Raw genomic sequence first — 11,972 nt, forward strand, 5'->3', positions numbered from 1 at the left:
TAATTGTTAGAGAAAAGGGGGCATACTTGTGGCACAGACAGAGAATACCCTGACCGAACAAGTGATTGCATGGAGTTCGATGGATCGTACACCGCCTCTATCTGAGATAGAGGCGTTACGTATGGCATCGGCATTGACAGAAGAAGAAGAAACATTAAAACAAGGACTATATCGAATAATTGCTTTTTATCGGATTATGCGTGTGCATAAGCAAGACCCAATCAGCAAACAGCTGCTGGCAGCATCTGAGCGCACCCATCCAATTGTGCAGGAGATTGATCAGTTTGCGCAGGTAAATTCCTATTATCTAACGATAATGGATACTGATCTGCCGCAATGGTCGATACGAGAAACAGATTTTGATCCAGCGAAGCTTAAAAAATCCCAAAGTTTGCACGACCAACTGACAGAAGCAATGCAAATGTATCCGCGCCGACTAAGCGGAACGAACAAGCTGGCTGCAGCTTATAATCGATCTTATGAAGAATTAGAGGATTTGCTTGTTCTTTTGGAACAAACAATTGAAACGATTGAAAAAAGAAAGACAGGTTCCCCTGTATCTGCGATGAATGCGACAGTTCAGCAGATTACAAAGTCATTGACAGCTGTAAAGGATGCACTGCCGAATGTGCTGACACAAGCAAGTGAGAACCGCCCGCTTGAAGTACTGGATCAACTGATTGGCTTGCAAGAGGTGAAGGATTATATCCACGATTATTATCATTACTTGCGTTATCAGCAAGAACGGAAGCAATTTGGTTTCCAAATGGTAGATGAACCAGGATTGCATATGGTTATCACTGGAAATCCAGGAACAGGGAAAACAACGATTGCGAGGTTGCTGGCAAAGCTTTATCATCAACTCGGACTGCTCGAATCAGACCATTTGGTGGAGGTAAACCGTTCTCATTTAGTTGGTTCTTACCTTGGACAAAGTGAAGAAAACACAACTAATTATGTGCAGCAAGCACTTGGCGGGGTCTTATTTATTGATGAAGCATACAGTCTCAAACGAGAAGGCCAAAGCGGCAATGATTATGGACAGGCAGTGATTGATACATTGGTATCGAGTATGACAAGCAATGAATATGGCGGCCGATTCGCTGTCATTCTGGCTGGTTACCCAGAGGAAACTCGTCAGTTTCTTTTTGCCAATCCAGGGTTGCGCAGCCGGATACCAGATCAGAACTATTTGGAATTACCAGATTTTAAAACAGAAGAATTGCTGCAAATTGCGGAAAACACGGCGCTTGCAAACGATTTCTTCTTTACAGAAGAGGCTTTACGACTGGTAGAAGATACTATTGAGCAATCAAAAGTGGATGATACATTCGGTAATGCAAGAACCGTACGTGATATTGTACTGCGTATTATCTTCCAAAAAGGCGCTGATCGAACCCTTACAGCAGACTCTTGGATTGATCATATGAAGCTCTCCTCTTCAGATGTGAATAACCCGCGAAAAGCAGAAGACACTTCCGAACCGCTGGAACAGCTCGAACAGCTGATCGGTCTGCAAACGATTAAAAATGAAGTGAAGAAGCTATCTTCATTCGTTCACATTCAGCAAGAGCGTAAAAGCAAAGGAGCTCCAGCTGTACCAATCCAGCTGCACGCTGTATTTACCGGAAATCCTGGTACAGGTAAGACAACAATTGCCAAGATATATGCAGGGATACTAAAAGAGCGGGGATTGCTTAAGCGTGGACATCTTGTTGTCGCTTCCAGAAGTGACTTAGTTGCAGGTTATGTCGGTCAGACAGCTGCTAAGACGAAAGCAGTCATTCGCGATGCGCTTGGAGGCGTGCTGTTTATCGATGAGGCATACAGCTTATTCCGGGGAGCACAGGACTTCGGGAAGGAAGCAATTGATACGCTGGTGGACGAGATGACAAAGCACAATGAAAATCTTGTTGTCGTACTCGCTGGGTATCAGCAAGAAATGAAACGCTTCATTGACAGCAACCCAGGACTTGCTTCTCGATTTAAAAAGTATTTTGTGTTTCCTGATTACGACAGTGAGGAGCTTGTCGCAATTTTTAAGCGGGCAATGGAAAATTATGCTTATACGCTTGAAGAAGAGGCAGAAGCATACTTAAACGAGCAGCTGAGCACGGAAACAGTGTCGGGTAATGGCCGGTTTGTTACAAATTTGCTTGATGAAGCAATTCAGTTTCAGTCGCTCCGCTTACTAGAAGAAGAGCAAACAAATATGGATATGTTAACAAAGTCAGATATAGAGAACGCTTGGAATATGGTTAGGAGAAGTGCTTTATGAAAAGTTCAACATCAAAAATAAGTGTACGTTACGGTGAAACAGACCAAATGGGTGTCGTTTATCATGTGAATTATCTTGTTTGGTTCGAAATTGGCCGGACAGATTTTATTGAAACCTTAGGCTTGCGCTATGCGGCTATGGAAGATGACGGCTTTCTTTCTCCAGTGGTGGACGCAAATTTGAACTTTCATTATCCAGTACGTTATGGGGAAAAACCGGTCGTCGAAACGTGGCTTCATTCTTATGATGGTATTCGCACGAAGTATGCTTATGAAATTAGGAATGAAGACGGGAAGCTATGTGTCTCTGGCACAAGTACGCACACCGTCGTGAAAAAAGAAAACTTCAGGCCTGTTTCCATTCGCCGTTCGCTGCCAGAATGGCATGCCGCTTATTCGAAGGCATTGGAAGCATAAGCAATGGCATTTGGTGTGAGACGGGAAGAACTGAAACAATGGAAACAGCGGGTTCGTAACGGAGAAGTTGCATTCTTGACGCACTATTGGCTTGATGATCGATTTCCTGATGCAAAGACGGTTACCAAAGCAGGCTGTGCGGATCGGAAAAAGCTGATAAAATGGGGGGCGCAATATGGGCTGAAAGAAGCTTGGATTGACGAACATGGTGATTTGCCTCACTTTGATTTGATCGGCGACTATCAGCGGCGTATTCTTCAGGCAGAGCAGCAATATGAACAGCTGGAGAGATTTGGACTGACACAACAGAAAAAGCAGTAATCCACGATGGATTACTGCTTTTTTTCATGCGGCTCACAACCGCAGCCTGGGACAGGATCGAATCCGCCTCGGTGAAACGGCTGGCATTTTAAGATACGTTTAATTGTGAGCCAGCCGCCTTTCCATGGGCCATATCGCTGAATTGCTTCCATTCCGTATTGGGAACATGTAGGATAAAAGCGGCAAGTAGGCGGCGTTAGCGGGCTAATAAAACGGCGATAAGAACGGATCAAGGCTAGAAATACCTTGCCCATCGGTTTACTCCATCTCGTCGCGTTTGTCGTAACTTAATGTAGCGACAGCATCGTGTAGGTGGATGGATTCTTGATTGCTGCAGGAAACGGTGAATTTCTCCACGTAATCCAGTTCGTACAAATCAGCTGCTACCAATCGTACCATGTCCTCAACGAAACGAGGATTTTCATACGCTGTTTCTGTTACCATCTTTTCATCCGGACGCTTTAATACCGGGTGAATTCGAGCGCTGGCATTGCTCTCGGCAGCCTCAAGTAAAGCTTCTTTCCAGTCTTGCACATCTTCGTTAAAGGCATCTGTCAGCTGTACTTCCATCGAAACAATACCGCGCTGATTGTGCGCACTATACTCACTAATTTCCTTTGAACAAGGGCATAGTGTTGTGACAGTACCGGAGAGCTTTGCTGTTGTACGGAAACCAGTCTCTTTATGATAAGACACTTCCAAAGAAGCATCCGCATGGTTTAAACCTGTCATGCCAGATGCAGGGCCGCTTCTTTCAAAGAACCACGGGAAAGTTACCTTTACCTTCGCATCGTCTTGCTTTAGCCGTTCAGCAAGCTCGGCTACAAATGTTTGTAGACTTTGGACAGAAACAGTGAAGCCATTTTTGTGGTACATATCCAGCTGCTCGGTGAAACGGCTCATATTCGTTCCTTTGCTGTCCTGCTGAATGCTGGAAGTGAACTCAAATGTTCCGATGGTTGTCTGCATTGCCGGACTTGTATTGCTAATTACCTGGATGGGATGTTTTACATTCGCAATACCGACAGCATCGATATGGAATAAAAAGTTCTTTTTCGTATTTTGTAAATCAGCCATGTCAGCTTTATTTTCCGGTTTTGTCTTCTCACCGGGCGGCACGGAGCCGAATAATTTATGACGTTCTGCCTTCGCGGGCAGCTGTTTTTTAGTTGGTGTGTGTAGGTGTTGCATGTTTGTGCTCCTTTCAGGCGTCCTATGGACTAGCTTAAAGTATACCCGATGCATCAAGGGGAATTCAATTGTCTGAGCCGGGTAAATGATACGAAAAAGAAAAAACAATCCCGATTATCTGGAATTGTTTTTCACGAGGAAGGACGCTTTCGGTTCCTCACGTTTAATGATTCGGACGATGTTCTGCCGATGCTTGTATAGAATAAACACAGCTAGTATACCGAGAACAATCGTTAGGATCAGGTCTTGTGCAATAAAAATAGAAACAATGACGCTGACAACTCCTGCAGTCATGGAAGCAAGTGATACGTATTTGCTGAGCAGCAATACGAGTACAAAGCTTGCGATGACAATTAAGAAGAGCAGCGCGTTTACACCAAGAATAATACCTGCGGATGTGGCAACTGCTTTTCCGCCTTTAAAGCGAGCAAATACCGGGTAAACATGGCCGATGACTGCGCCTAGTCCAATGACAAGTAAATAAAGGTCAAATCCAAACAGAACCGGCAGGATAGTCGCAATTGTCCCTTTCAAGATGTCGGCGATTAGAACAATGATTCCGGCCTTCTTACCGAGCGTGCGGAATGTATTTGTAGCACCAAGATTGCCGCTCCCATGCTCCCTGACATCTATATTGTAGCCTGCTTTCCCAACAATCAGTGCAGATGGTATTGAACCGATGATGTAGGCGAGCAGGATGAATAATATGTATTCTATTACCATTATCATTCTCCTTTAACAGCTAAGGCGTTCCTATTACTTGCTTATCCATTTTAGCACGAAGTATCATAAGATAGCATAACTTCTTACATAGTATAGGATTAATGCCCTAGAGGCAAGGGTAATAGGGTCATTAGTGCGATTTTTGTAGCACATACATAACGAGGTGACGAAATGATTGAATTTAAAGGGATAAGTAAAACATACCGAGATGGAACGGAAGCAATCAAAAATTTTAATCTCGAAATTCGAGAAGGTGAGTTGCTTGCGTTGATTGGGCCGAGTGGCTGCGGCAAGACGACAACAATGAAAATGATCAACCGGCTGGTAGAACCGTCAGAAGGAGATATCTACATAGATGGCAAACGCTTGAAAGACTATAATATCAATGAACTGCGGTGGAATATCGGGTACGTGCTGCAGCAAATTGCGCTATTCCCACACATGACAGTGGAAGAGAACATTGCCGTTGTGCCGGAAATGAAAAAGTGGAAGAAAAAGGATGTCCAGAATCGTGCGAAGGAATTAATGCAGATGGTCGGAATGGAGCCGTCCATTTACATGAAAAAGATGCCATCTGAACTATCCGGCGGACAACAGCAGCGCATTGGTGTGATTCGGGCGCTTGCCGCGGATCCGCAAATTCTGCTTATGGATGAGCCATTTAGTGCATTGGATCCAATCAGCAGAGAAGGGCTGCAAAAGGATATTCGGAAATTGCAGCAGAAAATCAAGAAAACAATCGTTTTTGTTACACATGATATTGACGAAGCGACGGCACTTGGAGACCGCGTCTGCCTTATGAAAGCAGGAGAAATCGTGCAAGTAGACACCCCGCAGAATTTAATTTTAGCGCCGAAAGACTCGTTTGTACGCAGCTTTATCGGGGACAAGAAATCACCCTGGCAGACTGCAGTCGACGTTGTTGCTTCCCAAACTGCTTCACACATACTCTCAATGGAGGCATTTGAAGCAGGTCAATATGACAACGACGTTACTTATGTTGTAACTGGCACTGAAGGGGAATTACTTTGTGCTGCAGAAAACGGAAAGCAGCAAGATGTAGGCGAACTGCCGAACGATATGAATGTATTAGATGCTGTCGCTGTGTTTGAGGAAGCTGGAACGAGTGTTTTGCCGGTAACGAAGGACAATATAGTAATTGGCACGATAACCCAGCAAGAGCTGCTGCGCTTTTTGGCCAGTAAGACGGAAGTCAAGAATGGAGTGGTAACACAATGAATACATTTCTTGACGTATTCCAGCAGCGCAGTGACTCGTTTTGGACGGCTTTAAGTGAACACTTGCAAATATCAGTTATCGCCTTACTTATCAGTATTGCCATTGCGGTACCGCTCGGTTTGTTACTGAGCCGGTCGAAAAGATTAGCGGAACCGATTATTGCGATAACAGCCGTGCTGCAGACGATACCGAGCCTGGCCATTTTAGCTTTTCTAATTCCGCTGATTGGGATTGGAACACGCCCGGCTATTGTAGCGCTTATCGCCTATGCACTGCTTCCAATTCTGCGAAATACATATACAGGTATCGCCGGCGTAGACCCGGCACTAAAAGAAGCTGCAACAGGCATGGGAATGAACAGCTTCCGGCGTCTTCGCAAAGTGGAACTGCCATTGGCGATGCCGGTCATCATGGCGGGCATTCGGACAGCGATGGTCATGATTGTAGGGACAACGACAATTGCTGCATTGATTGGCGCTGGCGGATTAGGAGAACTTATTCTGTTAGGAATTGACCGCGGCGGTGATGTAAACCTGATTTTGCTCGGTGCGATTCCGGCAGCTTTGCTGGCTATTGTATTGGATCTGGTTATTCGTGTATTTGAACGTACCAGCAGAAAATTTGGATTTAAATCACTTTTAGTGCTGTTAATTGTAGCGGTTATCGGTGTTGTAACACCGTTTGTGGCTGGCAAGGATAATCAAGCTGATGTAGTAATCGGCGGTAAGCTAGGTGCCGAGCCTTCTATCTTAATCAATATGTATGAACTATTGATTGAGGATCAGACTGATTTACAAGTAGAATTAGAACCGAATCTGGGAAAGACGGATTTCCTTTTTGAAGCATTACAGAGCGGCAGTATTGATATTTATCCGGAATTTACCGGTACAGCTCTCGTGACATTCCTTGGTGAACAAGCCGAGACGAATGATGCACAAAAAGTGTACCAGCAAGCGAAAGCGGGCATGGCAGAGCGCTTTGACATGGCGTACCTGGAGCCAATGGCATACAATAATACGTATACACTTGCCGTGAAGCGATCTTTCGCAGAAGAAAATAATCTGAAAACGATCGGCGATCTTCGAAGCATCGATGACGATATGACTGCTGGCTTTACTTTGGAGTTTAGTGATCGCCAAGATGGCTACCTAGGTATTCAGGATGTTTATGGGGTGAAATTCGGTGGACTGAAGACGTTGGATCCTGGTATCCGTCAGCAAGCAATCGAGGCTGATGATGTGGATGTGATTGATGCGTATTCTACAGACAGCTACATCCGGGATTTGAACCTCGTTACACTGGATGACGCAGAGAATTTGTTCCCGCCATATCAAGGCGCACCGCTAATGCGTCAAGAAATACTTGATAAATATCCGGAGCTTGCAGACATATTGAGTCAGCTTGCAGGGAAAATAACAGATGAGCAAATGACAGAGATGAACTATCAAGTGGACTTTGAAGACAAGAAGCCAGAACAAGTAGCAAGAGAATTCTTAGAACAAGAAGGATTACTATAAAGGAGGCAGAGAAGCACATGGCATTTCAAAATCCTGAAAATAGCATAATTCGTGATACATTGACGAAAGCAAAAACGATTGCGGTAGTTGGATTGTCCGATTCTCCTACGCGCACTTCTTATGGCGTTTCACAGGCGATGCAGCAGGCAGGATACCGTATTATTCCTGTCAACCCGACAATAACGGAAGTGCTTGGCGAAAAAGCATACTCTTCCTTGGCGGATGTACCAGACCAAATCGACATCATCAATGTTTTCAGGCGGCCGGAATACTTACCGGACTTGGCAAGGGAAGCGAGTAAAACGAATGCGCGCGTCTTTTGGGCGCAGCAAGGCGTTTATGACGAAGAAGCAGCTGCCTATTTGAAACATGAAGGATTTACGGTCATGATGGACCTTTGCATTAAAGTAGCACATAGTGTACTTGTCAGACCTTCCAATAATTAAGCTCGCCCCATCTGCTCCCAGCAGGTGGGGTTTCTGTCTCATTAGCGTATAATAAGACGTACAAACTTGAAAAAGGGGGAAGTATCATGTTCTTCGACAATAAATTGCACACCTCCTACGCAGACAAACTGCCGGAAGTTTTTTATTCGGATATGGAGCCGAATCCTGTAAACGAACCGAAATTAATCAAATGGAATCAAGCACTGGCCGAACAGCTCAGTATTAAAGGAGAAGGCATACTGGATGTGTTGGCAGGCAATAGCTTTCCTGCAGCATCCAAGCCAATCGCACAAGCTTATGCTGGTCACCAATTTGGGAACTTCACCATGCTTGGTGATGGACGAGCCACACTTGTTGGAGAATGGCAGAACGCCTCAGGGGAGAAACTGGATATCCAGCTGAAAGGTGCAGGAAGAACTCCTTATTCCCGAGGCGGAGATGGACGGGCAGCACTCGGGCCAATGCTGCGTGAATATATAATCAGCGAAGCGATGCATGGACTTGGCATCCCTACAACACGCAGTTTAGCCGTCGTCTCGACAGGTGATCCTGTCTATCGCGAAACGGCGCTGCCGGGAGCGGTACTTACTAGAATAGCCAAAAGTCATATTCGTGTAGGAACATTCGAATATGCACGCAGATTTTGTTCAGAAACGGACTTAATCGCTTTGGCGGATTATAGCATAGCACGCCATTATCCTGAATTAGCTGATGAATCGGACCGCTATCTGCGTTTCTTCCAAGCCGTTGTCAATCGTCAAGCTTCTTTACTAGCTCAATGGGTTAGTGTTGGATTTATACATGGTGTGATGAATACCGACAATATGACCATTAGCGGAGAAACAATTGATTACGGACCATGTGCCTTTTTAGATGAATATGATCCGAAGACTGTTTTTAGTTCCATTGATGTACAAGGACGCTATGCATATGCGAATCAGCCGCCAATCGCCGCTTGGAACTTAGCTCGATTTGCGGAAACACTGCTGCCGTTAATTGATGATGTACCTGAGGAAGCGGTAAAAAAAGCTGAGGCTATCTTGAAAGAGTATCCGCGCATGTATCGAAAATATTGGCTGGAAATAATGTCTCGGAAGATAGGCATACAGGAAGCAGCAGCAGGTGATGAAGCGCTCGTAGAGGATTTATTGATGTGGATGGAGCAGACTGGTGCTGATTATACGAACACTTTCCGCGCTTTGACCATTGATGATTTAGCAACGATAGATCAGGATGAAGATTTTCTTTCTTGGAAAAAACGGTGGGATAAACGTACCAGCGCTATGCAAACAGAAACAGTCAGACAGACAATGCAAAAAGCGAATCCAAATGTTATCCCGCGCAATTATTTGGTCGAAGAGGTATTGGATGCGGCAGGAAATGGCGATTATACGTTGTTTGATTCTTTATTGGAAGCCGTCTCCAACCCTTACAGCTATGCGCCAGTAAATCCGAAATACACTGCTAATCCCCCTGAACCAGACGAACCGTTTCAGACTTTTTGCGGTACATGATACACCGCCTGCCCCTGAGGCAGGTATACATATATAGCAAAATAAGCGTATAGTTAGAGAGCAGAGACTTTCAATTGATTTGTACAGAAAACATAAAACCCATTGATTTTATTTCGAAAATGACTATTATAAAGGCTCTCAGCAAACGTTTAATTTGAAAGAATCCCAAAATGTGGATTGATTGACTGGCATTATTCTGCTACTTTTAATTAGGCACACACTGGACTCTGCTAACCAAGGGGGCCAGTTTACACAAACGTATGTTCGGTGTTATGATGAACATAGCGTATTGTCTCTTCAGCGTGTGCTGAAGAAGACTTGGAAACAGTTCTTTTTGTTCGAAGAAGGGAGCCGATGTTGCATTGGTTAAACAAACATCGCATTATTCAGATGACTCAATTCAAGTGCTTGAAGGACTTGAAGCGGTCAGAAAGCGACCGGGCATGTATATCGGTAGCACCGACAGCCGGGGCTTACATCATTTAGTTTATGAAATTGTCGACAACAGCGTGGACGAAGCGCTGGCAGGCTATGGAGAAAAAATTAATGTAATCATCCACAAAGATAACAGTATTTCGGTGGAGGATTTCGGACGGGGTATGCCTACTGGTATGCACGCTACCGGAAGACCGACACCTGAAGTTATATTCACTGTTTTGCATGCCGGCGGGAAATTTGGTCAAGGCGGCTACAGCACAAGCGGAGGGCTGCATGGTGTTGGCGCTTCCGTTGTAAACGCTTTGTCTGAACGGCTAGTCGTCACCATTCACCGTGATGGATTTATTTACACGCAGCGTTTTGAAAATGGCGGAAAGCCTGTCACTTCGCTTGAAAAGCAAGGAAAAACGAAAAAAACGGGAACAAGTATCCACTTCAAACCGGATCCTTCCATGTTCTCAACAACAACTTACAATTACGAAACGCTGACCGAGCGTCTTCGTGAAGCAGCGTTCTTGTTAAAGGGTGTAGCTTTTCATATTCAGGATGAGCGCAGCGGCAAAGAAGAAACTTACCTCTATCCGGACGGTTTGCAGTCGTTCGTTGATTACTTGAACGAGGAAAAAGATACGCTCCATCCTGTTGTTGCCTTTGAAGGCGAACAGCAAGCGATTGAGGTATTCTTCGCCTTTCAGTTCAATGATGGCTATACAGAGACAATGCTAAGTTTTGTCAACAACGTTCGTACCAAGGATGGCGGTACCCATGAAGCGGGTGCCAAGTCCGGGATGACACGTGTATTTAATGAATACGCACGCCGCAATAATCTGTTGAAAGAAAAGGATAAAAACCTCGAAGGAACAGATATTCGGGAGGGGCTAACGGCAATTGTCAGCGTCCGCATTCCGGAAGAACTGCTTCAATTCGAAGGACAAACGAAAAGCAAGCTTGGTACTTCTGAAGCACGATCTGCAGTAGATGCTTTAGTTTCTGAAAAACTTTCTTACTTCCTTTCTGAGAATCCGGATATTGCCGGAATGCTCGTCAAAAAGGCAATTCGTGCAAAAGAAGCCCGAGAAGCAGCTCGAAAAGCACGGGAAGATGCCCGCAGCGGCAAAAAGAAAAAGCGCAGAGATACGCTTCTAAGCGGTAAGCTTACACCGGCTCAATCGCGCAACCCGCAGAAAAATGAACTGTACCTGGTGGAGGGTGATTCTGCCGGCGGTTCTGCGAAACAGGGACGTGACCGTAAGTTTCAGGCAGTTTTGCCTTTGCGCGGTAAAGTTATTAATACGGAAAAAGCGAAGCTGCAGGACGTCATGAAAAATGAGGAAATCTCAACGATTATCCACACAATTGGTGCTGGTGTCGGAGCAGACTTCACATTAGATGATGTACAATATGACAAAGTTGTCATCATGACAGATGCCGATACGGATGGAGCACATATTCAAATCTTGCTGCTTACATTCTTCTATCGCTATATGAAAGAATTGATTGAAAAAGGCAAAGTATTTATTGCGCTGCCGCCGCTGTATAAAGTTTCTAAAGGCAAAGGCAAAAAAGAAGTGATCCGTTATGCCTGGAGCGATGAGGAGATGCGCACCATCGTACAGGAACTAAAGAACGGCTATACAATTCAGCGCTACAAAGGACTCGGTGAGATGAATGCCGATCAGCTTTGGGAGACAACAATGGATCCAGAGACGCGCACACTCATTCGTGTAACAATCGAGGATTTTGCACGTGCTGAGCGCCGCATTACCACGTTGATGGGCGACAAAGTAGAGCCGCGTCGTAAATGGATCGAAAGTAATGTCGCTTTCGGTATGGAAGAAGACGGAAATATCCTCGAAAACGACAAGCTGCACAACTAAGGGGGATTTCTT

General features: G+C 45.0%; 11 protein-coding genes. 8 read left to right on the plus strand and 3 right to left on the minus strand.

Translation table 11 applies throughout. The features are described from left to right. The first annotated feature begins 79 nt into the window (after positions 1 to 79). Genes CRO17_RS07360 through CRO17_RS07370 form a run of 3 tightly spaced genes read left to right on the plus strand, consistent with a single transcriptional unit; the run spans position 80 to position 3,015 of the window. On the plus strand, positions 80 to 2,278 hold the full coding sequence (locus tag CRO17_RS07360; RefSeq protein WP_097041941.1) for an AAA family ATPase: 2,199 nt from the start codon (positions 80 to 82) through the stop codon (positions 2,276 to 2,278). Next, positions 2,275 to 2,694 carry an acyl-CoA thioesterase gene (locus tag CRO17_RS07365; protein WP_097040828.1) on the plus strand — a complete coding sequence of 140 codons (420 nt, stop codon included), beginning with the start codon at positions 2,275 to 2,277 and terminating at the stop codon, positions 2,692 to 2,694. The genes CRO17_RS07360 and CRO17_RS07365 overlap by 4 nt, the downstream gene beginning before the upstream one ends. A gap of 3 nt (positions 2,695 to 2,697) precedes the next feature. Further along, positions 2,698 to 3,015, plus strand: coding sequence for a hypothetical protein (locus CRO17_RS07370; protein WP_097040830.1), 318 nt, complete (start codon positions 2,698 to 2,700; stop codon positions 3,013 to 3,015). Positions 3,016 to 3,026: 11 nt separating this feature from the next. On the opposite strand, the gene yidD is transcribed toward CRO17_RS07370, so the two are convergent. The 3 genes from yidD to plsY form a co-directional block, all read right to left on the minus strand. Next, complete coding sequence (yidD, locus tag CRO17_RS07375; RefSeq protein WP_097040832.1) at positions 3,027 to 3,269, minus strand: membrane protein insertion efficiency factor YidD; 243 nt, start codon at positions 3,267 to 3,269, stop codon at positions 3,027 to 3,029. A gap of 4 nt (positions 3,270 to 3,273) precedes the next feature. Next, positions 3,274 to 4,206 carry a GTP cyclohydrolase FolE2 gene (folE2, locus tag CRO17_RS07380; protein WP_097040834.1) on the minus strand — a complete coding sequence of 311 codons (933 nt, stop codon included), beginning with the start codon at positions 4,204 to 4,206 and terminating at the stop codon, positions 3,274 to 3,276. A 114-nt stretch (positions 4,207 to 4,320) separates the two neighbouring features. Beyond that, entirely contained in the window at positions 4,321 to 4,923 is a 603-nt protein-coding gene (gene plsY, locus CRO17_RS07385; protein WP_097041943.1) for a glycerol-3-phosphate 1-O-acyltransferase PlsY, read from the minus strand. A gap of 177 nt (positions 4,924 to 5,100) precedes the next feature. Between plsY and CRO17_RS07390 the strand changes: the two genes are divergently transcribed. From CRO17_RS07390 to parE, 5 genes are all read left to right on the plus strand, one after another. Next, positions 5,101 to 6,168, plus strand: coding sequence for an ABC transporter ATP-binding protein (locus CRO17_RS07390; protein ID WP_097040836.1), 1,068 nt, complete (start codon positions 5,101 to 5,103; stop codon positions 6,166 to 6,168). Continuing rightward, positions 6,165 to 7,685 carry an ABC transporter permease/substrate-binding protein gene (locus CRO17_RS07395; RefSeq protein ID WP_097040837.1) on the plus strand — a complete coding sequence of 507 codons (1,521 nt, stop codon included), beginning with the start codon at positions 6,165 to 6,167 and terminating at the stop codon, positions 7,683 to 7,685. The genes CRO17_RS07390 and CRO17_RS07395 overlap by 4 nt, the downstream gene beginning before the upstream one ends. Positions 7,686 to 7,702: 17 nt before the next feature. After that, a complete protein-coding gene (locus CRO17_RS07400; RefSeq protein WP_097040839.1) occupies positions 7,703 to 8,131 on the plus strand; it encodes a CoA-binding protein in 429 nt (142 codons plus the stop codon). An 86-nt stretch (positions 8,132 to 8,217) separates the two neighbouring features. After that, complete coding sequence (locus CRO17_RS07405) at positions 8,218 to 9,645, plus strand: protein adenylyltransferase SelO (RefSeq protein ID WP_097040841.1); 1,428 nt, start codon at positions 8,218 to 8,220, stop codon at positions 9,643 to 9,645. A 362-nt stretch (positions 9,646 to 10,007) separates the two neighbouring features. Further along, a complete protein-coding gene (parE, locus tag CRO17_RS07410) occupies positions 10,008 to 11,960 on the plus strand; it encodes a DNA topoisomerase IV subunit B (RefSeq protein WP_097040843.1) in 1,953 nt (650 codons plus the stop codon). The last annotated feature ends 12 nt before the right edge of the window (positions 11,961 to 11,972 follow it).

Origin of the sequence: Terribacillus aidingensis (assembly GCF_900215625.1) — a bacterium.
GTDB lineage: Bacteria > Bacillota > Bacilli > Bacillales > Amphibacillaceae > Terribacillus > Terribacillus aidingensis.